A 24996-nucleotide genomic window follows, 5' to 3' on the forward strand; every position below is an offset into this window, starting at 1 on the left:
GTTTTCGGATGCCCGCATGAAGATCGGGTCACAGAGCGGGTACCGGCGCCGGTACCGGTGCGTCCGCGGTGGCCGGCGGCCGCAGTACCGCGGAGGCCACCAGCAACGCCGCGACCAGCAACCCGGCCGCGATACCGAAGGCCAGCCGGAATCCACCGGTCAGCGCCTCGGCGTTCGATGCACCGCCGGCGAGGAGGGTGGCCGTGCGCGCGGCGGCGAGCGTGGACAGCACCGCGACACCGAGCGCCATCCCGATCTGCTGGGTGGTGTTGAACAGCCCGGACACCAGACCCGCGTCACCGGCGTCGGCGCCGGACATGCCCAGCGCGGTGAGCGCGGGCAGCACCAGCCCGAATCCGGCGATCAGCAGCATCATCGGCAGCAGGTCGGTGAGATAGGAGGCGTGCACCGGCAACCGGGTGAGCCAGAGCATCGCCCCGAGCAGCAGGGTCAACCCGGCAAGCAATACCGCGCGCTCACCGAACCGGGTGTTCAGCCGCGCCGAGACGAACAGCGAGACCCCGCCGATCGCCACCGCGGCCGGGAGCATCGCGACCCCCGTCCGCAGGGCGCCGTATCCGAGTACACGCTGCAGGTACAGGGCCACCAGGATCTGGAAGGCGAACATCGCCGAGACTGTCAGCATCTGGACGGCGTTCGCGCCGGAGACACTGCGCGACCGGAAGATCCGCAGCGGCAGCAGCGGATCGCGCACCGTGTGCTGCCGGACGGCGAACGCGACCAGCAGGGCCACCGATACCGCGCCCAGGCCGAGGGTGCGGCCCGCGAGCCAGCCGTACCGCTCCACCCCGACGATCGTGTAGATCCCGAGCATCAGTCCCGCGGTGACCAGTACGGCGCCCGTGACATCGGCCCTTCCGGCCGGTTTCGCCGCGCTGTCGGCCGGTAGCACTTTCACCGCCAGCGCCAGCGTGGCCAGGCCGATCGGGATATTGATGAGGAAGATCCAGTGCCAGCCGAAGGCGTCGGTGAGCACACCGCCCAGCACCTGGCCGAGTGCCGCGCCCGAGGCGCCGGTGAAGCCGAACACGCCGATGGCGATCTTGCGTTCCCGGGCCTCGGTGAACAGCGTGACCAGGATGCCCAGCCCCACCGCGGCGGCGAACGCGCTGCCCACGCCCTGCGCGAAGCGCGCCGCGATCAGCAGCGCCGGGGTGGTGGCCGCCCCGGCGACCAGCGACGCGGCCGTGAAGACGGCGTTGCCGAGCAGGAACATCGACCGGCGGCCGAGCAGATCACCCAGCCGGCCTGCCAGCAACAGCAGCCCACCGAAGGCGATCAGATAACCGTTGACGACCCAGCTCGATCCGGCAGCGGTGAAGCCGAGGTCGCGCTGGATCTCCGGTAGCGCCACGGTGACGATGCTGCCGTCGAGGATCGTCATCAGCGTCGCCGCCGACAACACCGCCAGCGCGAGGCGATTGGGGTAACTCATGGTGCTCTCCTGTCCGGAACCCGACAAGAGAGACTGTAATAGATAGTTTCGTTGCGGACAATCTATTCGAGAACTATTGCCGCGCGCGGCGTGCGCCGGCGGGCGCCTCCGGCGCTGCGGCGAGATGCCCCTCGGTCAATCGCCGCAGCGCACGCAGCAGAATTTCGCGCTCGCCGGAGGGCAGGGATTCCAGCGCGCCGCGATGCACACCGTCGACGATCTCCTGACTGCGGGCCGCCATCTCCCGCCCCGCGGCGGTGACGGCAATGATCCGCGCCCGCCGATCGGTGGCGGCGGGACGGCGCTCGGCCAGTCCGGCCTTCTCCAGCGCGTCGACGGTGACCACCATCGTGGTCTTGTCCATATCCCCGATCACCGCCAACTGGGCCTGGGTCCGCTCCTCCTCCAGGGCGTGGACCAGCACACAGTGCATCCGGGCGGTGAGCCCGATCTCGGCCAGCGCGGCGGCCATCCGGCCGCGCAGAACATGGCTGGTGCGGTCCAGCAGGAAGGACAGGTCCGGTTGGGCTGCGACAGGGGCCATGGCGGTCATGACCACATAATAGTTCCGTTATAGACGATCCGCCTCGGCCCGCGGGCAGGCCGACCGATCGCGAAGCGCGAACGCCCTACCGTCAGGGCTTGCGCGCGACCCCGGCGTACCCGGGGATCTTCTTGTCCATCGACACCGGCGGTTCGATCGGCGGACGCCACCGGTGGATCGGCACGATCCCCGGTTCGAGCAGGTCCAGCCCCTCGAACAGCGTGGCGACCCCGGCCTTGTCACGGGGTTCGCAGAACAGGCCGCGGTCCCGGTACACCGCCGCCGTCGTCGCGACGCCCTCCGGATCGAAATCACCGGTCAGATAGGTCATAGCCAGGTACGAGCCCGGCGGCAGCGCGTTCACCAGTGTTTCGGTGACCGCGTTCGCCCCGGGCACGAAGTTCAGCAGCGCGACCATCGACAGCCCGATGGGCCGGTCGAAATCCAGGGTCCGCCGCGCGGCCTCCAGGATCTCCTCCGGACGGGTGGCGTCGGCCTGGATGTAATCGGTGTGCCCCTCCGGCGTCCCGACCATCAGCGCCCGGGCGTGGGCGAGCACCACCGGATCGTTGTCGACATAGACCACCCGCGCCTCCGGGGCGATCTCCTGGGCGACCTGGTGCAGGTTCGGCTCGGTGGGGATTCCGGTGCCGATATCGAGGAACTGGCGCACCCCCGCCTCACCGGCGAGGAACCGCGTGACCCGGTGGATGAAACCGCGATTCTGCTGGGCCGCGAGCCGCACATCGGGCAGCGCCGCCAGCACCTGCTCGGCGGCCTCGGCATCGGCCGGATAGTGGTCCTTGCCGCCGAGGTAGTAGTCGTACATCCGCGCGACATGCGGTTCGTGCTCGTTGAGGCCGGCCCTCGGTTCCATACCGGTCAACCTACAAGACCGGCAACGCCTCTCGCGACCGCGAGCTACCCACCCGGTGGAACCACCGCGCCTAGGGGTCGACGATCAGACCTTCGCTCTTCAGCCAGTCGTAGGCGACATCGGACGGATCCTCGCCGTCGATATCGACCCGGCCGTTGAGTTCCTGCATCAGATCGTCGGTGAGGCGCTGGGAGATGGTGCCCAGCAGTTCCCGCAGCTGCGGATACTGCTCGATCACCTCCTCCCGCACCACCGCGGTGCCGCTGTAGGGCAGGAAGAATTTCTTGTCGTCCTCGAGGACCACCAGATCCAGATTCTTCACCCGGCCGTCGGTGGTGTAGATCATCCCGAAATTACAGGGCTGCCCTTTGGCCGTGGCCGTGTACACCACTCCCGCGTCCATCCGGGTGACATTCCCCGCCGGAACGCCGTCCGGCGCGTTGTACGGGATTCCGTATTTCTCCAGCATCGGGACGAAACCGTCGGAACGGCTGAAGAATTCGTCGTCGACGCAGAAGGTGCGTTCGGCCACCGGCAGCGCCGCGACATCGGACAGCGATGTCACCCGCAGCCGCTCGGCGGTGGGTGTCGACGCGCCGAAGGCATAGGTGTCGTTGAAATTGGCCGGCGGCAGCCACTCCAGGCCGTTCTCGCTCTTCTCGATATCGTGCACCCGCTGCCACAGTTCCTGCGGGTCGGAAATGGTCTCGGTCTGATTGTGATAGGTGACCCAGCCGGTTCCGGTGTATTCCCAGAGAATATCGGCGTCGCCGTTGAGCTGGGCCTGCCGCGAGGACGCGGAACCGGGGGCGCCGGTCAGGTCGGCGATATCGGCGCCGGCCGCGGCCAGATAGGTGGCGGTGATCTTGCCCAGCAGCACACCTTCGGTGAAGCTTTTCGAGGTGACGGTGAGTTTCGCCCCGTCCAGCGGGCGCGCGCCGTCGGGTAGCCGGGCGTCGTGGAATGTCCCGGAAGAGCTCACCAGACCGCATCCCGCCAGCAGCGATACCGTCGCGGTGAGCACGCCGATCAGGGTGACCAGCCGGGTACGGGACGCTGTCATGACACACCTCGCGGGGTCGCGGCCAGTTCGACGAGCCTGCCCAGCCAGTCGATGATCAACGCCAGCAGCGCGACCAGCACGGCGCCGGAGATGAGCAGTTTGGGCAGGAACAGGGTGACGCCGGTGGTGATGAGCGTGCCGAGGCTGGTCGCGCCGATGAAGGTGCTCAGCGTCGCCGTGCCGACCAGGATCACCAGCGCGGTCCGCACCCCGTTGAGAATGACCGGCACCGCCAGCGGCAGTTCGACCTGCAGCAGCGTACGCGCGCCGGAGAATCCGATACCGCGCGCCGCCTCGATGGTGCGCTGATCCACCTGCCGCAATCCGACGATGGTGTTCTGCAGGATCGGCAGCACCGCGTAGACGACCAGACCGACTATCGCCGTGCGGAATCCGGTGCCCAGCCAGAAGGTGAACAGCACCAGCAGACCGACCGCGGGTGCCGCCTGACCGATATTGGCGATATTGACCGCCAGCGGCTCGAACCGCCTCAGCGTGGGGCGGGTCAGCGCGATACCGAGCGGAATGGCGATGACCACCACGATCACCGTCGCCACCACGGTGAGTTTGATGTGTTCGAGAATCGTGGTCTGCAGACTGGACCAGCCGAGCGAGGCCGCTTCGGTGGGTGTGAGGGTCGCCGAGCGGTACCAGAGGATATAGCCGATTCCGACCACCGCGATGATCAGCGGTTCGAACCAGACGTCGATCGGCAGGCGCCGCAGCCGGTTCACGACGGGCCGGCCTTCCCGTTCTCGCCTGTCACCGTAGGGGGCTCGGAACCGGTTTCGTCTCCCGGCGGGAGGGGCGATTCGTCGTCGGCGGCGATCACCGGGGTCGGCGCCGGATCGGTGCCGTCCACATAGGTGGTGTAGGAAACGTCTTCCGCGTCGTCGCGGATCTCCGCGAGCTGATCCCGGATCAGATCGGTGACCCGCCCGATACTCAGCGACCCCACCACCGCCCCGCGTCCGTCGGTGACCAGGGTGGCGCCCTGGCTGGTCGCCAGCATGGCGTCCAGCGCGTCGTTCAGGGTCGAGGACCGTGCCACCACCGGCAGCCGCCGGTCCAGGAAGTCCGAGACCTCGGGTTTGGTCGCCAATTCGGTGATGGTGGGCCACGATCGCGGCCGCCCGGCCGAATCCACCACCACCACCCAGGTGTGCCCGGCGGCCTGCGCGCGATCGATCACCGCCTGCGACGGTTCACCGATCCGGGCGGTCACCACGTCGTCGGATTCCACATCACGCACCCGCTGCACGGTGAGGTAGGCGAGTTTCGCGCCGGATCCGACGAATTCCTCCACGAACGGGGTCGCGGGATCGGTGAGGATCTCTTCGGGCCGCGCGTACTGTTCGACCTTGCCGCCCTCGGAGAGAATGAGCACCTTGTCGCCGAGTTTGGTGGCCTCCTCGAAATCGTGGGTGACGATCACGATGGTCTTGCCGAGTTCGTGCTGGATCCCGATCAGGCTGTCCTGCAGCCGTGCCCGGGTGATCGGATCGACCGCGCCGAACGGTTCGTCCATCAGCAGCACCGGCGGATCGGCGGCCAGCGCGCGGGCCACTCCCACCCGCTGCTGCTGCCCGCCGGACATATCCTTCGGCAGCCGGTCGGCGTAGACGGCCGGGTCCAGGCCGACCAGGTCGAGCAGGTATTCGACCCGTTCGGCGATCCGTTTCTTGTCCCAGCCCAGCACCCGCGGGATGGCGCCGATATTGCGGGCCACCGTCCAGTGCGGGAACAGCCCGCCGGACTGGATCACGTAGCCGATCGACTGCCGCAGTTTATCGGGATCCTCTCTGGTCACGTCACGGCCGTCGATGAGGATCCGGCCCTCGGTGGGCTCGATCAGCCGGTTGATCATCTTGAGCGTGGTGGTCTTCCCGCAGCCCGAGGGCCCCACGAACGCGACCATATGGCCGGCCTCGATCTCCAGATCCAGGCGCTGGACGGCGGGTTTTTCCTGGCCGCGGAACCGTTTGACCACACCGTCCAGGTGGATGGCCGCACCGGTCACATTGCGTTCCGGCGTCCCGGGGACGGGCCGGTCGGTCACCTCGGTCACAGCGCCTCCTTCGGAGCGGGTGCGTACGGTCCGGGCGAGCCGCAGCGGGGGTAGGGCGTCATGACAGTCCCTTTGCGATCGTGAGGCGTCCGAGCAGGACGAGCAGCGCGTCGAACACCAGCGCGATGACGACGATGAGAACGGTTCCGGTGAGCGCCATCTCGAGGGCGTTGGCGCCGCCGAGCCGTGAGAGCCCGTTGAAGATCAGCGATCCCAGACCCGGCCCGAGCACATAGGCGACGATCGCCGCGACCCCGACGATCATCTGGGTCGACACTCTGATCCCGGTGAGGATCACCGGCCAGGCGATCGGCAGTTCGACGGTGAACAGGATGCGCCAGCGGGAAAACCCGATCCCCTGCGCGGATTCGATCACCGAGGCCGGCACCGAGCGCAGTCCCACGATCGCGTTGCCGATCACCGGCAGCATGGCGAAGAACGCCAGCATCAGGAAGGAGGGCATCACGCCCAGCCCGAACGGCACCAGCAGCAACGCCAGCAGCGCCAGCGACGGAATCGTCAGCGCGACCCGGCTCGAGGTCAGGGTCAGCGAGGACATGAGCGGCAGCCGGTACACCGCGATCGCGATAAGAATCGCGACGACGGTCCCCGCCAGAACGGTCTGGAACGCCAGGGACGCATGCTGATAGGTGAGGAATGCCAGCGTCTCCCCCCGGCCCTGGAGGTAACTCCATAGATTCACGGGATTCCCCTCGTCATCCGATTACCGGCCGGCCCCGGGTGGCGTCGTGATCGCCGGACGCGCGAGCCCTCGAGACTAGTGGATACCGGGCCTCCGGCCCCGCACGGCGCGCGGCGGGCGATATCCCGGGGGTCCCGGTAGTCCCGGAGATCACGCGGCCACCGAAAACACTCTGACACAGATACTCCGGTCGCGCCGGATGAGCGCATAGCGCGCCGCGGGTGCGCCCGGCAGCGCGACCACGCCGGATACGGCCGCGCGTTCACCCCGGGTGCGAGCGCGGATTCACGCGGCACGCGGCAGCGGACCGGAGGCCGAATAGTTCCCGGCGTCACCGGCGACGACCGTGCTCGGCACACCGTCGACACCCACCGGGATCTCCCCGGCCAGCGTGATGCGGGTCAACCGGCGGTGCTCGCTGCCGTCGTAGTCGTCCACCGCGTAGTGCTGTGTGGCCCGGTTGTCCCAGATCGCGACATCGCCCGGGGACCAGTTCCACCGGGTCGTGTTCTCGAGGCGCGTCACCCGGTCCTGGAACAGCCGGAACAGGGTCTGGGATTCCTCGGCGGTCAGACCCACGATCTGCTTCACGAAATGCCCCAGCAGCAGGGCGCGTTCCCCGGTCTCCGGGTGCACCTCCACCACCGGGTGCTCGGTTTCGAAATAGCGCGATTCGAATTCGCGCCGGTACGCCTTGACCCCGTCGTCCGGATTGTCCTCGCCGGTGGCCGCGTAGTCGTAGAGGTTGGTGTGCCGGGCGCGCAGTCCCTCGGCCAGCCGTTTCAGCGGCTCCGGCAGGGCGTTGTAGGCCGCGACGGTGGACGCCCAGGTCGTGGACCCGCCGTAGCTCGGCAGGGTGACCGCCCGCAGGATCGAGGCCTTGGGCACCCGGTCCACGAACGTCACATCGGTGTGCCAGCTGTTGGACCGGCCGTGCCGGGAGTCGATCGCCAGGCTCTTCACCCCCGCCGAGGTGACGGTGGGATGCGGGGTGGTCGGCGCACCGAGCAGCCGCGCGAACTCGTACTGCCCGTCCTCGGTGAGATGGTGCTGATCGCCGAAGAAGATCACCTTGTGCTCGTGCAGCGCCGCGCGGATCGCGGCGACGACCTCGGCGTCCAGACCGCCACCCAGCCGCACACCGTCGATCCGCGCGCCGATATGGGTACCGAGCCGGGTCACCCGCACGGTGGTCCGGGTATCGGGGGCGTAGTCGACGGTCATAACCAGGGCCTTTCGCTCGACCTGATGATCAGGACATACGAAACCACCGCCGCGCGCCGGTGCCCACCATTTCGGTCACCGGGATCGAAAGCCCCCGCGACCACTGTCCCACCCTCGGGACCGCCGGGTCGTGGTCTCGGTGCCTGCCCCGAGTGGCCGCGCTGCCCTAGAATTGCCCACACAACTCGATGCTCGAATCCGATCTCTTTCGCGCTGACGCACCCCGCTCCTCCGGGTGCGTCCGAGGTACGCCCGCTATCGCGGCGGGCTCGTACACACCTTCGACTCGAGGCGGCGCTCATGACAGACGTCGACTTTTGTGTAATCGGCGGTGGGTTCGCCGGAATCACCGCCGCGCTCCGGTTGAAACAGGCCGGACATTCGGTGACCCTGCTGGAGGCGCGTGACCGCCTGGGCGGGCGCACCTTCACCGAAACCCGCGCCGACGGATCCTGGATCGACCGCGGCGGCGCCTGGGTGGGCCCCGGTCAGGACCGGATCCAGGCCCTGATGAGGGAGTTCGCGGTGCCCGCCTACAAGCAGTACACCGGCGGCGAGGCGATGATGCTCGTGGACGGCAAACAGCACCGCTACACCGGCACCATCCCGTGGTCGATGAGCCCCTGGGTGGCGATGAACCTCGGCGCGGCCCTGCTCGACCTCGGGCATCTGTGCAAAACCATCCCGCTCGACGCCCCCTGGACGGCGGAACAGGCGCAGCGCTGGGATCGCATCACCCTCGAACACTGGCTCAACACCCACGTCGTCTCGAAAGCCGCCCACGAACTCCTGGAAACCGCTCTCGCCGGCGCCTACACTTCCGCCGGTTCCGAGGTCTCGCTGCTGTTCGCGCTCTATCAGATGGCGTCCGGGGGCGGTCCCGCGTTCGTCCTGGGTATCGAGGACGGTGCCCAGGATTCCCGGCCCGTCGGCGGAATGGGCGCCCTCTACCGGCCGATGGCCGCCGAACTCGGGGACGCGGTCCTGATGTCGCGGCCGGTCCATCGCATCGAGCAGGACCGGGCCGGGGTGAGCGTGCACGCGATCGACCGGGTCATCCGCGCCCGGCGGGCGATCGTGGCCGTCCCGCTGGCGATAGCGAGCCAGATCCACTACGAACCGATGCTGCCCGTCGACCGCTCCTTCCTGCACCAGCGGATGCCGAGCGGCGCGATCATCAAGACCTCCGTCGTCTACGACGAACCGTTCTGGCGGACCGCCGGACTGTCCGGGCAATCGGCCGCACCGGGCTCCCCGGCGAGCATCACCATCGACGCCTGCGCCGATACCGGCAGTCCCGGGATCCTGTGCGTGATCACCGAGGGCCCCATCGCCCGGCGGATCGGCGCGGCCGATGCCGCCGGGCGGCGCCAGACCATCCTCGCCGAACTCGCCGACCGTTTCGGCGAGCGGGCCCGCACCCCCGACGACTACGTCGAACAGGACTGGAGCACCGAGCGCTACTCCGGCGGCGGCATGCTCAGCCACGCTCCCACCGGTGTGCTGACCCAGTTCGGACCCGCCCTGCGCCCGCCGTGCGGACGGATCCACTGGGCCGGAACGGAGACCTCGGCGGTGATGTGCGGATGGGTCGACGGGGCGGTGCGGTCGGGCGAGCGGGCGGCACACGAGGTGCGGGAATACGAGATGGTCGCCGCGGCCGGCCGACCCGTCCCACGCCCGGTACCCGGCCCGCCGCCCGGCAGGTTGTAACGCGGTATGGCCCCACCCGCGATTGAACGGTGATCTGAGTCACAGTAGATATCCGGGTGAAGGGACAAGCATGCACAGAATCGCGGCGTACCTGGTCATCGCGGCGGCAGTGACGGCCACGGCGTGCGGGGCGACGGAAACACAGACCGCCGACGTGAAAACCGCCGTCCCCCCGGCACGTACCACCCTCCTCGCGACACCCGAACAACCCGAGCCCGCCGCCGACAGTCCGGGCCGCAGCGATTCCGTCGCCGTCCCCATGCCGGCCGTGCTGTGCATGAATCTGCAGGACGCCCAGGACCGTATCCAGGCCGCCGGAGTGTTCTTCTCCCGCAGTGAAGACGCCACCGGAGCCGGCCGTAGACAGATCCTGGACCGCAATTGGATCGTGGTGGGCCAGAATCCGGCGGCCGGTCTGCCGGTGAGCGAAGGCGATGCCGTGCTGTCGGTCGTGAAAGCGGGCGAACCGGGCGACTGCTCCTGAATCACGCGCGGGCCCGGCCGGCCCACGATCAACCGGATTCGTCCACCGCCGCGCCGCCGGAACCGAACGCTACCCGGACCGGCGGCGCTGGTCGGTACGCAGCTCGAAATCGCCGTAGCTGTTATCGGCCGGATTCACCGTGACACCGGGAGCCACGATGTCGTCGATCGCGTCGAGGATATCGGCCGACAGCGTTACCTCGGCGGCGGGCAGGAACGCCTCGAGCTGTTCCATGGTGCGCGGCCCGATGATCGCGGACGTGACCCCGGGATGATTGATCACGAAGGCGACGGCGAGTTCGATCAGGGTGAGCCCGGCCTTGTCGGCAAGCACCGCGAGCTGCTCGACGGCGTCGAGTTTGCGCCGGTTGGCCGGGCTGTCCATATCGAAACGGGCCGCGGGACGGGCCGTCGAAGCCGGGCCCGCGGAGGCTTGCGCGCGGTAGCGGCCGGACAGCCAGCCACCGGCCAGCGGACTGTAGGTGAGCGTGCCCATCCCGTGACGACCCGCGGTGGGCAGCACATCCTCCTCGATACCGCGGACCAGCATCGAATACGGCGGCTGCTCGGTCACGAAGCGTTCCAGGTGCCGTTCCCGCGACGTCCACTGCGCCTCCACGATCTGGGAGCCGGCATACGACGAAGACCCGAGATAGCGGACCTTGCCCTGACGCACCAGATCGGAGAGCGCGCCGAGGGTCTCGGCGACGTCGGTGTCCGGACTCGGCCGGTGCACCTGGTAGAGGTCGAGGTAGTCGGTGCCGAGCCGCCGCAGGGAGTTCTCGACCTCGCGGATGATCCAGCGCCGCGAGCCGCCGCGCTGATTCGGGTCGTCCGGGCTCATCGGCATGAAGAATTTGGTCGCGAGGAATACCTCCTCGCGACGCCCCTTCACCGCCTTGCCGACGATCTCTTCGGATACCCCGGCCGAGTACACGTCGGCGGTGTCGACGAAATTGATCCCGGCGTCGAGGGCACGGTGGATGATCCGGACCGAATCGTCCACATCCTCGTTTCCCCACGGGCCGAACATCATGGTTCCCAGGCACAACGGACCTACCTGGACACCGGTGCGGCCGAGCGGTCGATACTGCATGAGACGGTTCTCCTCATCCGGTCGTCAGTTGTTGCCCGGAGCCGTGGTGGGCGTGCTCACCCAACCGGCGAGCAGGCTCAGCGCGTCCCGTTCCGGCGACTCCGGTTGCGGTGTGTAGATATTGATGCGCAGGCCGGGGTCGGCGGGCAGTTCCAGCGCCTCGTACGGCAGCGCGAGATCACCGACCAGCGGATGGTGGATGCGCTTGACGCCGGAGCGATGGATCTTCACGTCGTGGCGCACCCAGCGGCGGGCGAACTCGTCGCTCTTGGTCGTGAGTTCGCCGATCAGATCGGTCAGGGCCTTGTCCTGGCGTGCCCGCCCCGTCTCGGACCGCAGGAACGCGACCGCGTCGTCGGCGACCTGGCCCCAGTCGGGCCAGAAATCCCGTGCCGCCGGATCGAGGAACAGGAATCTGGCGGTATTCGCGGGCCCGCGCAGCGCGAACAGCGGCGAGTCGAAGACCGGCGCGTACAGCGCCCGGCCCAGCGCATTGGCCGCCAGGATGTCGAATCGCGCGTTGCGCACATACGCCGGGGCGTCGGTCATCGCGTCGATGATCCGCAATACCGCGGGCCGCACTCGCGAGGTCGTCGCGGTGGGCCGGCGGCCGGACGGGGTCGCCGCGCGGGCCAGATCGTAGAGGTGGGCGCGTTCGGCGTCGTCGAGCCGCAGCGCGTGGGCGAGCGAGTCGAGTACCGAGTCCGAGGCGCCGCCCAGATTGCCGCGTTCCAGGCGGATGTAATAGTCCACGCTCATTCCGGCGAGCAGGGCCACCTCCTCGCGACGCAGCCCGCTCACCCGCCGGCTACCACTGTTCACCACGGGCAATCCGGCCTGTTCCGGGGTGATGCGGGCCCGCCTGGTCCGCAGGAACTCGCGGACTTCGGCGGTCAGGTCCCTCCTGCTGTGATCTGCCACGAGTGTGACTCCTTCGTATCGCCGCGGGACACATGGTTCACGGTAGATGCGCCACCGCCCACCTGCGAGGTACTGCCGTTACCTGTCCGGACGGTATCTCCCACCCGCGCGGCGGAGCGGGTTACATGGAGTGGGCGGTCCGGCTCGCGCCGGCCGTCACGAGACCCAGTCCGTCCGGAGGAAAGGTTCTGCCGATGCACACGCTCACCCTCAACAACGGCGTCCGGATGCCCGCCCTCGGGCTCGGCGTGTACCAGACGCCGCCGGAGGAAACGGTCGCCGCCGTCACTGCCGCGCTCGACCTCGGTTACCGGCATATCGACACCGCCGCGGCCTACGGCAACGAACGCGAGGTCGGGCAGGCCCTCCGCGATTCCGGGGTGCCGCGCGAGGACGTGTTCCTCGAGACCAAGATCTGGATCAACGACTTCGGTTACGACGAGACCCTGCACGGTTTCGACAAGAGCGCGGCCAAACTCGGCGTCGACCGCATAGACCTGCTCATCCTGCACCAGGCCCTGCCCTCGGACTTCGATCGGACCCTGGGCGCCTACCGGGCCCTGGAACGGCTGCTCGCCGACGGCAGAGTGCGCGCCATCGGTGTCAGCAATTTCATGGTCGACCACCTGACCGGCCTGCTCGATGCCACCGCGGTGGTCCCCGCCGTCAACCAGCTCGAGATCCACCCCTACTTCCAGCAGCGGGCCGTGCTCGATTTCGACGATAAGCACGACATCCTCAACCAGGCGTGGTCGCCGATCGGCGGGATCACCTTCTATCCGGGCTGGGGCGAGGACCGCAAGAACGTCCTGGCGGATCCGGTCGTCACCGGTATCGCCGCGACCCACGGCAAATCGCCCGCTCAGGTACTCCTGCGCTGGGGCCTGCAGCAGGGCCGTTCGGTGATCCCCAAATCCACCAAACGCGGCCGGATCGCCGAGAACATCGACGTCTTCGATTTCGAACTCACCGAATCCGAACTCGCCGCGCTCGACGCCCTGGAGACCGGCCGGCGTGGCGGCCCCGAACCGGAGGCCGTCACGCTCGCCGATTTCAGCCGTCCCATTCCCGAGGCGTGACCCGGTTCGGTCACGCGCGCCGGCACCTGCGGCCGCCCGTCCGATCCGCCACCGGTGGGTCCGCCGGAGATCTGCCAGGATGACCGGATGAGAACCACGGCCCGCCCCGGCACGCTCTCCGCCGGGACCCTGGTTCTGCTGACAGCTCTCTACTTCGCCCAGGGTCTGCCCTACGGCTTCTTCACCCAGGCCCTGCCCGTTGTCCTCCGCGAATCCGGTTTCTCTCTAATCGAGATCAGCGCGACCGGCGTCCTGTTCGCTCCGTGGGCCCTGAAATTCCTGTGGGCCCCCTACGTCGACCACTACGGCACCCGGCGGCAGTGGCTGCTGTCGTTGCAGCTCATCGCGTCGGCGGTGACGCTCGTCCTGGCCTGCCTGGACCTGTCGGCATCGCTGCGCTGGCTGCTGATCGGGATCGCCGTGGTCAACGCCGTCTCCGCGACCCAGGACATCGCGACCGACGGCCTCGCCGTCCAACTCCTCGGACCCCGGCAACGCGGTCTGGGCAACGGTATCCAGGTGGGCGCCTACCGCATCGGCATGATCGTCGGCGGCGGCGCGCTGCTGTGGCTGTTCGCACTGGCCGGCTGGCGGACCCTGTTCGTGGCGATGTCGATTCTGCTGCTGCTCACCGCGATCCCGGTGTGGTGGTCGCCGCGCACCACGATCCGCAGCACCTCGGACCGGGCGCCGGCGAGTCCGGGCCGGTTGGCCGCCGGCTGGTGGAAGCGGCTGCGGCAGCCGGGGATGATCGTGTTCATCCTGCTGATCGGCGGTTTCAAATTCGGTGATTCGATGGGTTCGGCGATGGTCGGCCCGTTCATGTCCGATTCCGGGCTCACCCTGGGGCAGATAGCGCTGATCAAAGGCGCCCTGTCCTCGGCCGGCGCGCTCGCGGGCGCGGCGCTGGGCGGCTGGTTGTGCTTCCGGTACGGCCGGCGCAACGCGCTGTTGATCGGCGGTGTCACCCAGACGGCGAGTCTGGCGCTGTATCTGGTGTCCGCGCTGGAGATCGGCGGATTCCCGCTGATCGTCACCGCGAGCACAGCCGAACATATTCTCGGCGGCGCCGCGACCGTCGCGGTGTTCACCCTCATGATGGACGCCTCCGACCCCGACCACGCCGGTAGCGACTACACCCTGCTGGCCTGCGCGGTCGTGGTGGTGCAGGGGATCGCGGGATTCGCGGCGGGCACGGTCGGCGAACTGCTCGGTTACCCGGCGCTGTTCGGTACGAGCCTGGTGTTGTCGGGAATCGGTTGCGCGGCACTCGTCCTCGCGACCGACCGGGGCGCCGGGCCCGCCAGAGTACGCGCGGCGTGGACGAATCCGGCTCGCCCTGCCTCCGATCCACGACCGGAGCTCGACAGGGACCCCACCGCCTGAACCACAGCGAGACACGGCCCGAGAAGCCGCCGCCGCCCGGGCACGGCTCGCCGGTCCGGCGGCGGCACAGCGGCCCGGCGCTGCGTTATCGTCGGCTCCTCACGGTGGTCGGACTGCGCGACAACAGTCGGCCCCGGCGTCCCATACCGACCTGAAGTGCGCTGATAGGGAGGCCAGATGGATATCACCGACCTGATCCTCGACGACCATCACGAGCAGCGGCGGCTGTTCGCCATCCTGGAGCAGATCGACCGCCGGGATACCGACGTCCTCACCGCGATATGGGACAGGCTGGCCGCGTTCCTCGAACTGCACGCACAGGCGGAAGAGGAGATCTTCTACCCCGAACTGCTCCAGGTGGGCCGCGCGGCCCGGCGCACGGCCACGGTCCGGGAGGAGACCCTCGACGCCATCCACGACCACAACGACATCAGGGACGCTGTGGCGGAGGTCGGCCGCCACGAGGTGGGCACCGATGACTGGTACACGGCCGTCGCTGCGGCGAACACCGCCAACAGCGATCATATGGCCGAGGAAGAGCGCGAAGGTCTCACCGATTTCCGCCGCCTGGCCGGGCTGCCGCTCCGTCATCGGCTCGCCGTCGCCTTCGCCGCGTACGAGGCGCGCAACTACGCCGGAGTCCGGTCGGTCGACAAGGATCCGGAACGCTACGTCCGCACGGCCACCGCGACCGCCCGGCCCCCGGTGAGCGGATCACTGAGTGTCGGAACCCTCAAGCGGAGCCGCCCGGCCACCTGATCCACGACGCGGAACGTCGAGGACTTCACCGACCGGGGTCCGGCGATCGTCGATGACCGATTCGGTGATCCGGCAAGCCATACCCTGACCCTGCGGGTGCGAGAACGGCGGGAACAGCGGTTTACGATCTGCCCGGCCGGGACGATCCGGTCGAACACCCGGGACGCTGCGCAGTCCGGTCGGGAACGAGACCTGCGGGCGGGGTGCGACGAGCGATCGGAGTAGACAGATTTCGAGCTACGACCCGGCACTTCGCCGGCCGGGCCGGGAATCGCGTGCCACCGTCGCCGCCGGTAGGCGGCATTCGGTCGGGTTGCGTTCGGACGGGACCGTCGTCGCTGTCGGCAACGGCTCCGCCGGTGAGTGCGATGTCCACTCGTGGCGTGATGTCGTCGCGGTGGCAGCCGGGAATGTCCACGCCGCCCGGAACACCGGTAGATCCCACACCCTCGGGTTGTGTTCGGACGGAACCGTACTGGCCACGGGCTGGAACGGCGACGGGCAGTGCGCGGTCGGCGAGTGGCGGGGAATCGTATCGATCGCGGCCGGCTGGCGATTCTCGCTGGGACTGGGTACGGAGGGCACGGTTTCCGCCGCCGGTCGCCGCGCCGAAGGTCAGGGCGAGACCGGGGATTGGCGTGAGATCGTCGCCCTGGCCGCCGGGGACTGGCATTCGGCCGGGGTACGGGCCGACGGCACCGCGGTCGCCGTGGGCAACAATCGGTTCGGGCAGTGCGAGGTCGCCGGGTGGCGGGACCTGACCGCGATCACGGCGGGATACCTGCACACGGTGGGCCTGCGCGGCGACGGAACCCTCACCGCGACCGGGCAGCGCGGCTCGGGCGCGTGCGATATCGAGGACTGGACCGAGGTCGTATCCGTCACGGCGGGTAGCCATCACACCGTCGGTGTGCGCCCGGACGGCCGGGTGCGGGCGACGGGCGACAACAGCCACGGGCAGTGCGAGGTGGCCGATTGGTACGACATCGTGGCGGTCGCGGCGGGCGCCGCCCACACCCTCGGCCTCCGGGGCGACGGCACCGTTGTCGCCGTGGGAGACCGTGCGGACGGCCGATGCGATATCGGCGAGTGGGCGGGTATCCGCACTCCGAGATAACCGTCCGGGCCCGTCGCCCTCAGCCGAGGTCGGCGGCGGTCCGCACCACGACCCCGTACAGGTCGGCGACCGTCGCCAGCGCCGCGTGGTGCAGCTGATCGGCGGGGACATCGGCCACCACGGTCCGCAGCGGCCGGGTCGCGCAGGCATCGGCGACCACGGTGGGCGTCTTCCCGTGGAGGAAGGCGCCTTCCGTAGTGAACTGGACACACATGTTCGTCATGAACCCGGCCACGACCATGTCTTTCTTGTTCGCGGCGTCGACCAGGCGGGACAGGTCCGTGCCCACGAACGCGTTCGGCGCGGTCTTGACCACCACGGCCTCCCCGTCGAGCGGCGCCACCGCGGGGTGGATCCGGCCGATCTCGGCGTCGATATCGTAGGGGGTGCCCGGTCCGCCGTCGTTGACGATGTGGATGACCGTGGCTCCGGCCGCGCGGGCCCGGGCCAGCAGATCGGCGGCCGCGGCGAGGGCCGGCTCCCAGCCGTCGAGTTCCATCACGTCTCGGGTGTAGGTGTTCTGGTAGTCGACCATGAGGAGGGTCGAGTCGGCCAGCACCGCGGGGGTGTCGTCGAGCCCGTTGAGCCGGCGCAGGGTGGTTGTCGTCATATGCGGAGTCCTTCGGAGAAGTGGTGTTCCGGCCGCGTATCGCCGGGCACCGTTCACGCTAGGAGCCGGGCGGTGGTGTCGGCAATGTCGGGTAACCTGCAAAAACCGACATCGACACCGGAGGGAGGGCGCGTGCCCGAACGACTCGTCGTCGTCACCCTGTTCGACCGGATCGACCTGCTCGACGTCACCGGACCACCGGAGGTCTTCGCCCTCCTGCAACGGGAGATGGACGAACCGACCGGTTACGAGGTCGTTCTCGCCGCGGAGACCACCGATCCGGTGACCACGTCCGCCGGGGTGCGGATCCTGCCCGATACGACCTTCGCCGCGGTCGCGGACCGGCCGATCGACACCCTGGTCGTCCCCGGCGCCGTCGAAGTCGGCGAGGACCGCCGCGTCACCGCGCTCGTGGATCCGGTGGTCGTCGGGTGGGTGCGGAAGCTGGCCGGGAACACGCGGCGGGTCGCATCGGTATGCGTGGGCGCCCACGTTCTCGCCGCGGCCGGACTCCTCGACGGCCGGCGTGCGACGACCCACTGGTCCACCGCCGCCCAGCTCGCCGCGGACCACCCCGAGATCACCGTCGACGCCGATCCGATCTTCATCCGGGACGGTGCCGTCTGGACGGGAGCGGGCCTGACGGCGTGCCTCGACCTGACCCTCGCGCTGGTCGCCGAGGATTTCGGGCACGAGTACGCGTTGCGGGTCGCCCGGCAGCTGGTCATGTACCTCACACGGCCCAGCGGGCAGAGCCAGTTCAGCGTGCCCCTGCGAAACGTGTCGACGACCAGGCGCGTCGACGAGTTGCGGCACTACATCGCCGAGCACGCGGCCGAACCGCTGACCGTGGCCGGCCTCGCCGCCCATATCCACGTCGGGGATCGCCAGCTCACCAGGATCTTCAAACAGGAACTCGGCACGACCCCGGCCGCCTACCTCGAATCCGCGCGGGTCGAATCGGCCCGCAACCGCCTGGAGACGAGCGACGACACCCTCGCGAGGATCGCCACATCATGCGGCTTCGGCACCGTGGACACGCTGGGCCGGGCGTTCCGGCGCACTCTCGGTGTCACGCCGGCGGAGTACCGGAGCCGGTTCCGCCGGTCCGAGTAACACGCGAGCAACCTGAGCGATGTGATCCAGACAACATCAATTCAGGAGGTTCGGAATGCTTACTGCGAAGCGACTTGCCGCCGGCGCCGCCGTTGTCACCGCGACCGCGGCCACCGTACTCGCCGGCGGTGGCGTTGCCCAGGCCGATGTCCCGGTGTGGCAGGCCAACTGTCACGTCTACAACATCTTCAACACCGGCGGGATGGCCAACTGTGAGCTGCCGACCTGGCATCAGGTGAAACTCACCTGCGTGGCCTGGCCGGTTCCGTTCACCTATTGGAAGTACGGCCCGGTCCAGTACGGGCAGAATCAGTCCTGGGCCAGCTGCGATTCACCGGGCGCGCTGGTGAACATCGAGGTCATCCAGGCCTGATCCACCCGCACCCGAACCCCTGCCGCGGCGGTTCATCCGACCTCGGACGATCCGTTCAGGACCCGCGAACGTACAGCCAGCGACGGTAGCGGCGAAGTGCGCGTTGCTGAAGCAGAGTCTCCTTCAGCAGCGCCACCTTGGGGTCGATCCCGGATCGCGTGCGCCGCCCGGCACCGAGGCGGCGAAGTGCCGACGCACCCGGGCCACACTCACGGCGGACGCGACGGCCCGGTCCTGGATTTCCACCGGTGCGAGTTCGCGGCGGGCACTATCGTGAATGGAGTCGCCTTACGGTCCCGGCGTTGCCCCCCTCCGCGATCCGATCTCTGCCCGAACGCGGCTGGATATGCTGGCGGCCATGGAACGGCCCGCCCCGAGTTCTGGACCGTCGTACGACGAAGCACTGCGAATCGCGCGCGATCTCGTGCAGGATTCCGGCCCACTCGTTCCCTACCACCACAAGGATCTCGAGAACGCCCACTTCGGTCGGGGGTTCGCCTTCCGGCACAAGTTCGCCACGGCTCGCGGCGAAATGAGCGGCTACGTCCTGGTGACTACGGAAGCCCACGCCAGCGGGATCCTCTGGGAAGGTGAACCCACCGTCGATTCGGTGATCGCCGAACACCTGGCCCGAGCTGAACACGCCAACAGAGATATCCTCGACACCGAACTCACGGACGCGCACAGACTGGCCCTCGCGGCCTACGACCACGGCCTCACCCGCATAGACCAGCTGCCGGGCCGCGCGGAGATCGATCCCGAAACAGCCGATTACGCCGAGTTCGTTCTCATCGCCCTACGATCCAGCCGCCTCACGGACAGTTCCGGCCGTAATATTCTCGCCCGCAATGATTTCCTCCTCCAGCCTCCCGTGCCCGGCCGGAGATACACCCGGCCCTGCCCGAACTGCGAGCAGCCGACCCGCTACGAGCAACGCTATCCCCGCGCGGTCTGCGGCGACTGCAAGACTCGCGCCACCGACCGCACCGGGCGCCGGGTGACCGGCTTCAACACCCATATGAGTGGCGGAATGGTCGCCTACTACACCGATACCCTGGACAGTTCGGACGCCGCGGATTCCGGAGGAGAAGAGTGCGGCGAGGTCACCCGAACCGGTAGGTGCCTGGTGGACGGACACCCCGCGACCATGGAAGAGGCACGTTTCGGCGGAATCGTCGTCCAGCTGATATCCGACCATCGCACCGGACCGGATACCTCCGCTGTGTGATGCGGGACCGAACGCACCGCCCGCTACGTGGTCGGTGAGATCGGGACGACAAAGGCGTCGAGGTTCACTACGCCGTGGCCGCCCGGGCCGGCAGCGGTAGCGATTTCGACATGAGTCGGCGCAACCCCGGCCTCACTCTGGATGAATCGGGCGTAAGCGTCCAGTCCAGCGGTACGGATGGCGTCCGGCCGCATATCGGCTGTCGCGGAGTGGGCGAAGGTGTGCTTTTGGTGATCGATACCGACCAGGTGAGGGACGGTCAGCACCCAGATGCCCGGCTGCCCGGCAGCACGAATCTTGTCGATATCGGGCACTAGCCACTTCCGAGTTGCGTCGATCGAGTTGTGCAGGATGTTGCTGACGAAACTGGATTTGTACTCGACTCCCGTTGGACCGATGGCGAGATCGGCCCGCCGATGAGCCCCCACGGTAGCTTCACGCCGTATCGCGCCTGCTGGAATACCCAGGCGTAGCAGCTGGTACGCCGTCTCCTGAACCCACGCGGCCTCGGTCTGAGGGACGGTCAGTGCGAACGCCATCCGATCGATCGCAGCGGAATCCTCGCCGATCGCCTTCAGCGCGGCGACCAGGGCGGAGAAAGCTCCATCGAAAGAGTCGGGATCCGGAACAACGACCTCTTGCGCGAGGGCTGCGACGACAGCCTTGCCGAGGCGCGACGGTATACCGAAGCCACCCCCGCTGACGTCGGTGAACAATTCTTCGGCCGCCTCGTCGGCGCTGTCGAAGGTCCGATAGAGGTTACCGATCAGGGAAGCGACGACGGCTGCGTATTCGGCAGCCCTGATGCGCATATCGGAGGCGGAATCCACAGCACGCGAGGCATCGATGTGAGCGCGCATGTCCAGGCTTTCGCACACGGCCGCAACAGCTCGCGGTGTCACTGACCACAACATGCGCCGCCGTTCGAAATTCACCACCAGCGGATGATATGACGCGCATTCACGGCCGACCAGCCTGCTCGAGAATCCGACAGCAACGAATCCTGCTGACCTGGCGCGCGGTATCGAAGCCGGCCTGCACACAAGGACGACCGATCGTCGTCCCCCGCAGCCGAGAACACCGGCGGGCGCGGAGGCTCGATCCCACTGCGCGAAGTCCGTCCACGACCGGCGCCGCGGAGATCACTCCCCAGCACGCGGAATACGTGCCATCCGTGACTCGCCTGTCTTATTCCGAAAACATCTACCGCGGAGTTTGATTCGGAGCATCCGCAGAAGCGGGGCCCGGACGGCAACGCTGTCGCAGGAGGACCGAGTTGGCTAGGCTGAGCGACGGTAGAGCCGATTGTGATGGAAGGCCGTTCATGTACACCGAAGAACAGTCCGGGAGCACACCTTTCGACGACGGAGCGCCGACGGCCGCGCGGGTGTACGACGTGATGCTGAACGGTAAGGACAACTACCGGATCGATCGTGAGGTGGCCGAGGCGAGCCTCGCCGTGATGCCGGAGCTGAAGGAGATCGCGCTGCACAACAGGGCGATCCTGCACCGGGTCGTGCGCCATCTCGCGGCCGAGAAGGGGATCACGCAGTTCCTCGATCTCGGCTCCGGTCTGCCGACCGCGCGCAATACCCATGAGGTGGCGCAGGAGGCGAATCCGGACGCGAAGGTCGTCTACGTCGATATCGATCCGATTGTGCTCGCCTACGGCCGCGCGCTCCTGGAGAGCAACGCGAACACCAGGGTGGTCACCGGCGATATCCGCAAACTCGACCAGGTTCTCGCGCACCCGGACGTCCGGGAGCTGATCGACTTCGGCAAACCGGTATGCGTCATGCTCGTCGGAATCCTGCACCATATTCTCGACGAAGAGGATCCGAACGGAATCGTCGCGACCCTGCGCGATGTGGCACCACCCGGTTCGTACTTCTTCATCACCAATTTCACCCGGCTCAGCGACACCCCGGAAAGCGATGAGCTCGAAAAGGTGCTGCTGTCACAGCTCGGAACGGGTCGCGTACGGACGCCCGCGGAATTGGCGGCGTATTTCGACGGACTGGAAATCCTTCCACCGGGTATCGTTCCGCTTCCGCTGTGGCGACCGGATGAGATCGTCACCGACGCCACGACGGTTGGTGTCCGTTTCATGACCGGTGGTGTCGGGCTGAAGAAGTGAGCCGGCCCATTCCATTCGGCCACGGCTACCGCTGAGTTGAGGGCCGGTCGCTCGAATTTTTCAGCCGACCCGTTCCACCTCGCCGCGCATCGCGGCGAACTCACTTCGGGCGACCTGCACCGACGCGGTCGGCCAGATCACCGTGCCCACGGTGCGCCGATCCGCCCACGCACATACGGCAACCGGGTAGTTGAAGCCGTGCGGGTCGTTCACGCGTTTCTGACCGGCGCATTTCGCCAGTCCGCCCAGCGGGCCCTGGTCCACGGTCACGGGGTTGACGGTTTCCAGGTCCGGCGGGCTCAGCACCCCGCCCATCCCGCGCAATCCGTCCGTGGGAGTGCTGCCGATGATCCGGTCCACCACGGTCTCGAGGTCTCCCTCGATCCGGGCGGTGCCCGCCATCAGGATGAGCCCGCTGGGCGTGGTGCCCTTCCGATAGAGGCCACTGATGATGTTGCCGACACTCGGCACCGCTTCCCGGAGACGAGCCGATTCGGCGGCGTCGGCGGCCCGGTCCACATCGTCCGGAGGCCTGATGATCTTCACCCGGCCGCCGAGCGAATCCGGGAGAACCAGCGAAACCGATTCCGCCCGCGCGGGTTCCGGACTCGTACACCCGACGCTCGCGCACACCGCCGCAATCGACACGATCGCGGCCGCATACCGTGCACTCCCGCACCGCACAGGGGTCTCCTCATCGTCGCGAGCTTCGCATCGCGCTTCGAGCCCGGCGATTTCAGGTGTCGGTGGCGCGATATCCATCAGGCTCGGTTGCCGGAATTCGGCAGCTCGGATATCGAAAAGCACGATATCCGGCGAACCTGTTGCTCGGCAATCGGATTCGGAGCCCTAGGCGGACTGCCGCTATGCCCCACCGGAATTTCGAAACGCTCGTGCGGCACCTTCATCAACTACTCTCGGTAGTAGGTGTTCGGTGCTCGAACTGATCGGGGATTCGATGCAAGACGATGCGGTGAGAAGATTCTGCACGGCCACCGAGGCCGGAGACCTCGACGCGGTGATAGCGACACTCGCACCCGACGCCGAGTTGATCTCGCCGTTGTTCGCCCGCGCGGTGTTCCGCGGTCATCATGATCTGCGCGTGCTCATTCACGCCCTGCTCTCCGTTCTCACGGGACCGACCTGGCATCACCGGGTGAGCGACGGCACTCTGACAGTCGCCCTGTCGAGCGCGCGCGTCATGGGGGTCCGCATCGATGACGCCATGGCGATCGAGGTCGGCCCCGATGGACTCATTCGCCGGATAACCCCGCATATTCGCCCGTGGCTGGGGTCGACCTTTCTGGCAGTCGGGCTGGGGCCGAAACTCGCCCGGCATCCGGCGGTGATCCGCCGCGCCGTGCGGCGGTCCCGACCGGCCCCCGGCGGTTACCACGATGACTGAGATATCCATCCCGTTGTGCGAAATCGCATCTCATGGCCTGCGCCGATGCGCCGGTCCACGGCCGGCACCCTGACCTGGGGACCACGGATCGAGAGCCTGATATCGCGGCGGGTCCGTGCTTTCCCGTTGTGCGAAGCGGCATTTTATGGCCTCCGCGGCAGGCCCATAACGTCGCGTTCATGGAATGGAGCTATCTTTCGGCCGAAGAACTCTCGGCTGCCCTGGGCGCCGGTGAGGTGACGTCGGTGGAACTCACCGATGAGGCGATCGCCCGCATCGAGCGCGACGACAAGGCGACCAACGCGATCTGTGTACCGGACTTCGACCGCGCCCGGGCCACCGCGCATCGCGCCGACCGGGCGCGGGCACGCGGAGAGGATCGGCCGCTGCTCGGTATCCCGGTGACGGTCAAGGAGTCGTACGATATCGCCGGACTACCCACGACCTGGGGTATGCCGCAGCACGCGACCTACGTACCGGCCGAAGACGCGGTACAGGTGGCACGGCTGAGAGCGGCCGGCGCGGTGGTGCTCGGGAAGACGAATGTGCCGCTGGGGCTGCAGGATATCCAGAGCTTCAACGAGATCTACGGCACCACCGTCAACCCGTGGGATCACCGACGCACGCCGGGCGGATCCTCCGGCGGATCGGCGGCGGCCCTGGCGTCCGGTTTCGGCGCGCTGTCACTCGGCTCCGACCTCGCCGGTTCGCTGCGCACGCCCGCGCATTTCTGCGGTATCTACGCCCACAAACCGACAGTCGGTCTGGCGGCGACCCGCGGGATGGTCGCGCCGCCCGGCCCGGCACTGCCGACCGATCTCGACCTCGCCGTCGTCGGTCCGATGGCACGCACCGCCCGCGACCTCGCACTCCTGCTCGACGTGATGGCCGGACCGGACCCGCTGACCCACGGCATCGCCTATGACGTATCGCTGCCGCCCGCGCGCCACGAGCGGCTCGCCGACTTCCGGGTACTGGTCCTCGAGGAACATCCGCTCATCCCCACCGGGGCCGCTGTGCGGGCGGGTGTGAACCGGGTGGCCGACGCGCTTGCCGACAGCGGCGCCCGCGTCGAACGGCACAGTCCGCTGATACCCGATCTGGCCGAGTCCGGAACTCTGTACACACAATTGCTGTTCTCGGGCTCGGTCGCCCGTTTCCCCATCGACGCGTACGAACAGCTGCGGACCCGCGCCGCCGCACTGCGCGCGGACGACCGGAGTCTCGACGCGGCGCGGCTGCGCGGCATGGTGCTGACCCACCGCGACCGGCTCGAGGCCGACAACCGCCGTGAGCTCCACCGCCACGGCTGGCGACGGTTTTTCGCCGAGTTCGATGCCGTGGTGTGCCCGATCACGCCGACCCCCGCGTTCCCGCACGACCACGACCCCGATCTGCTGGCACGCCGGATCGATATCGACGGCGCCGCGTACCCGTACTTCGATCAGCTCGTCTGGGCCGGTCTGGCGACCATGCCCGGCCTGCCCGCCACCGCCGTCCCCGCGGGCCGCTCCCCCGACGGCCTGCCGGTGGGAGTGCAGCTCATCGGCCCGATGTTCGAGGACCGCACCCCCTTGCGGCTCGCCGAACTACTCGAGCAGAAGATCGGCGGCTTCTGGACACCGAACTGATGCCCAC

The 24996-nt window shown here is 68.1% G+C and carries 25 protein-coding genes; 12 read left to right on the forward strand and 13 right to left on the reverse strand.

Features of this window, described 5'->3' with window-relative positions:
- Positions 1-28 precede the first annotated feature (28 nt).
- The 8 genes from ACZ6SF_RS15205 to ACZ6SF_RS15240 all read right to left on the reverse strand — a co-directional run bounded on the left by ACZ6SF_RS15205 (position 29) and on the right by ACZ6SF_RS15240 (position 7935).
- Positions 29-1456, reverse strand: a complete 1428-nt coding sequence (locus ACZ6SF_RS15205; RefSeq protein WP_466062700.1) for an MFS transporter — start codon at positions 1454-1456, stop codon at positions 29-31.
- 73 nt (positions 1457-1529) lie between these two features.
- Positions 1530-2009: a MarR family winged helix-turn-helix transcriptional regulator gene (locus ACZ6SF_RS15210; protein ID WP_466062701.1), complete on the reverse strand. Its 480-nt coding sequence runs from the start codon at positions 2007-2009 to the stop codon at positions 1530-1532.
- A gap of 82 nt (positions 2010-2091) precedes the next feature.
- On the reverse strand, positions 2092-2877 hold the full coding sequence (locus ACZ6SF_RS15215; RefSeq protein WP_466062702.1) for an SAM-dependent methyltransferase: 786 nt from the start codon (positions 2875-2877) through the stop codon (positions 2092-2094).
- A 70-nt stretch (positions 2878-2947) separates the two neighbouring features.
- Positions 2948-3940 carry a glycine betaine ABC transporter substrate-binding protein gene (locus tag ACZ6SF_RS15220; protein ID WP_466062703.1) on the reverse strand — a complete coding sequence of 331 codons (993 nt, stop codon included), beginning with the start codon at positions 3938-3940 and terminating at the stop codon, positions 2948-2950.
- Positions 3937-4674, reverse strand: coding sequence for an ABC transporter permease (locus tag ACZ6SF_RS15225; protein ID WP_466062704.1), 738 nt, complete (start codon positions 4672-4674; stop codon positions 3937-3939). The genes ACZ6SF_RS15220 and ACZ6SF_RS15225 overlap by 4 nt, the downstream gene beginning before the upstream one ends.
- Complete coding sequence (locus tag ACZ6SF_RS15230; RefSeq protein ID WP_466062705.1) at positions 4671-6008, reverse strand: ATP-binding cassette domain-containing protein; 1338 nt, start codon at positions 6006-6008, stop codon at positions 4671-4673. Before ACZ6SF_RS15230 ends, ACZ6SF_RS15225 begins: the two co-directional genes overlap by 4 nt.
- A gap of 58 nt (positions 6009-6066) precedes the next feature.
- Positions 6067-6711 (reverse strand): ABC transporter permease, encoded by a 645-nt coding sequence (locus tag ACZ6SF_RS15235; RefSeq protein ID WP_466062706.1) that lies wholly within the window; start codon positions 6709-6711, stop codon positions 6067-6069.
- Positions 6712-6996: 285 nt separating this feature from the next.
- Entirely contained in the window at positions 6997-7935 is a 939-nt protein-coding gene (locus ACZ6SF_RS15240; protein WP_466062707.1) for a TauD/TfdA dioxygenase family protein, read from the reverse strand.
- Between the two features lie 300 nt (positions 7936-8235).
- Here ACZ6SF_RS15240 and ACZ6SF_RS15245 point away from each other — a divergent pair, with 300 nt between their 5' ends.
- Together ACZ6SF_RS15245 and ACZ6SF_RS15250 are read left to right on the forward strand one after the other, a co-directional pair.
- Positions 8236-9648 carry a flavin monoamine oxidase family protein gene (locus ACZ6SF_RS15245; protein ID WP_466062708.1) on the forward strand — a complete coding sequence of 471 codons (1413 nt, stop codon included), beginning with the start codon at positions 8236-8238 and terminating at the stop codon, positions 9646-9648.
- A 70-nt stretch (positions 9649-9718) separates the two neighbouring features.
- Positions 9719-10132, forward strand: coding sequence for a PASTA domain-containing protein (locus ACZ6SF_RS15250; RefSeq protein ID WP_466062709.1), 414 nt, complete (start codon positions 9719-9721; stop codon positions 10130-10132).
- A 69-nt stretch (positions 10133-10201) separates the two neighbouring features.
- On the opposite strand, the gene ACZ6SF_RS15255 is transcribed toward ACZ6SF_RS15250, so the two are convergent.
- On the reverse strand, positions 10202-11227 hold the full coding sequence (locus tag ACZ6SF_RS15255; RefSeq protein WP_466062710.1) for an aldo/keto reductase: 1026 nt from the start codon (positions 11225-11227) through the stop codon (positions 10202-10204).
- A gap of 24 nt (positions 11228-11251) precedes the next feature.
- The gene (locus ACZ6SF_RS15260; RefSeq protein WP_466062711.1) at positions 11252-12148 is read right to left on the reverse strand and encodes a helix-turn-helix transcriptional regulator; all 897 of its coding nucleotides are present in this window, start codon (positions 12146-12148) and stop codon (positions 11252-11254) included.
- 188 nt (positions 12149-12336) lie between these two features.
- On the opposite strand from ACZ6SF_RS15260, the gene ACZ6SF_RS15265 reads away from it, so the two are divergent.
- The 4 genes from ACZ6SF_RS15265 (at position 12337) to ACZ6SF_RS15280 (ending at position 16489) form a co-directional block, all read left to right on the forward strand.
- On the forward strand, positions 12337-13227 hold the full coding sequence (locus ACZ6SF_RS15265) for an aldo/keto reductase (RefSeq protein WP_466063003.1): 891 nt from the start codon (positions 12337-12339) through the stop codon (positions 13225-13227).
- Positions 13228-13314: 87 nt separating this feature from the next.
- Complete coding sequence (locus tag ACZ6SF_RS15270) at positions 13315-14613, forward strand: MFS transporter (protein ID WP_466062712.1); 1299 nt, start codon at positions 13315-13317, stop codon at positions 14611-14613.
- Positions 14614-14790: 177 nt separating this feature from the next.
- Positions 14791-15372: a hemerythrin domain-containing protein gene (locus tag ACZ6SF_RS15275; RefSeq protein ID WP_466062714.1), complete on the forward strand. Its 582-nt coding sequence runs from the start codon at positions 14791-14793 to the stop codon at positions 15370-15372.
- Positions 15373-15601: 229 nt separating this feature from the next.
- Positions 15602-16489, forward strand: coding sequence for an RCC1 domain-containing protein (locus ACZ6SF_RS15280; protein WP_466063004.1), 888 nt, complete (start codon positions 15602-15604; stop codon positions 16487-16489).
- 19 nt (positions 16490-16508) lie between these two features.
- Here the strand turns inward: ACZ6SF_RS15280 and ACZ6SF_RS15285 are convergent, their stop codons facing one another.
- Positions 16509-17099 (reverse strand): isochorismatase family protein, encoded by a 591-nt coding sequence (locus ACZ6SF_RS15285; RefSeq protein WP_466062715.1) that lies wholly within the window; start codon positions 17097-17099, stop codon positions 16509-16511.
- Between the two features lie 132 nt (positions 17100-17231).
- On the opposite strand from ACZ6SF_RS15285, the gene ACZ6SF_RS15290 reads away from it, so the two are divergent.
- From ACZ6SF_RS15290 to ACZ6SF_RS15300, 3 genes are all read left to right on the forward strand, one after another.
- Positions 17232-18215, forward strand: a complete 984-nt coding sequence (locus ACZ6SF_RS15290; RefSeq protein WP_466062716.1) for a GlxA family transcriptional regulator — start codon at positions 17232-17234, stop codon at positions 18213-18215.
- A 55-nt stretch (positions 18216-18270) separates the two neighbouring features.
- On the forward strand, positions 18271-18588 hold the full coding sequence (locus ACZ6SF_RS15295) for a hypothetical protein (protein ID WP_466062717.1): 318 nt from the start codon (positions 18271-18273) through the stop codon (positions 18586-18588).
- A 358-nt stretch (positions 18589-18946) separates the two neighbouring features.
- Positions 18947-19816, forward strand: coding sequence for a hypothetical protein (locus tag ACZ6SF_RS15300; RefSeq protein WP_466062718.1), 870 nt, complete (start codon positions 18947-18949; stop codon positions 19814-19816).
- A 23-nt stretch (positions 19817-19839) separates the two neighbouring features.
- Here ACZ6SF_RS15300 and ACZ6SF_RS15305 read toward each other — a convergent pair whose 3' ends face one another.
- Positions 19840-20754 carry a hypothetical protein gene (locus tag ACZ6SF_RS15305; RefSeq protein ID WP_466062719.1) on the reverse strand — a complete coding sequence of 305 codons (915 nt, stop codon included), beginning with the start codon at positions 20752-20754 and terminating at the stop codon, positions 19840-19842.
- A 386-nt stretch (positions 20755-21140) separates the two neighbouring features.
- Between ACZ6SF_RS15305 and ACZ6SF_RS15310 the strand changes: the two genes are divergently transcribed.
- A complete protein-coding gene (locus ACZ6SF_RS15310) occupies positions 21141-21953 on the forward strand; it encodes an SAM-dependent methyltransferase (RefSeq protein ID WP_466062720.1) in 813 nt (270 codons plus the stop codon).
- A gap of 60 nt (positions 21954-22013) precedes the next feature.
- Here the strand turns inward: ACZ6SF_RS15310 and ACZ6SF_RS15315 are convergent, their stop codons facing one another.
- Complete coding sequence (locus ACZ6SF_RS15315; protein WP_466062721.1) at positions 22014-22499, reverse strand: hypothetical protein; 486 nt, start codon at positions 22497-22499, stop codon at positions 22014-22016.
- Between the two features lie 388 nt (positions 22500-22887).
- On the opposite strand from ACZ6SF_RS15315, the gene ACZ6SF_RS15320 reads away from it, so the two are divergent.
- The gene (locus tag ACZ6SF_RS15320; protein WP_466062722.1) at positions 22888-23358 is read left to right on the forward strand and encodes a nuclear transport factor 2 family protein; all 471 of its coding nucleotides are present in this window, start codon (positions 22888-22890) and stop codon (positions 23356-23358) included.
- A 179-nt stretch (positions 23359-23537) separates the two neighbouring features.
- A complete protein-coding gene (locus ACZ6SF_RS15325) occupies positions 23538-24989 on the forward strand; it encodes an amidase (RefSeq protein WP_466062723.1) in 1452 nt (483 codons plus the stop codon).
- The last annotated feature ends 7 nt before the right edge of the window (positions 24990-24996 follow it).

This window comes from Nocardia sp. NPDC049935 (assembly GCF_055586645.1).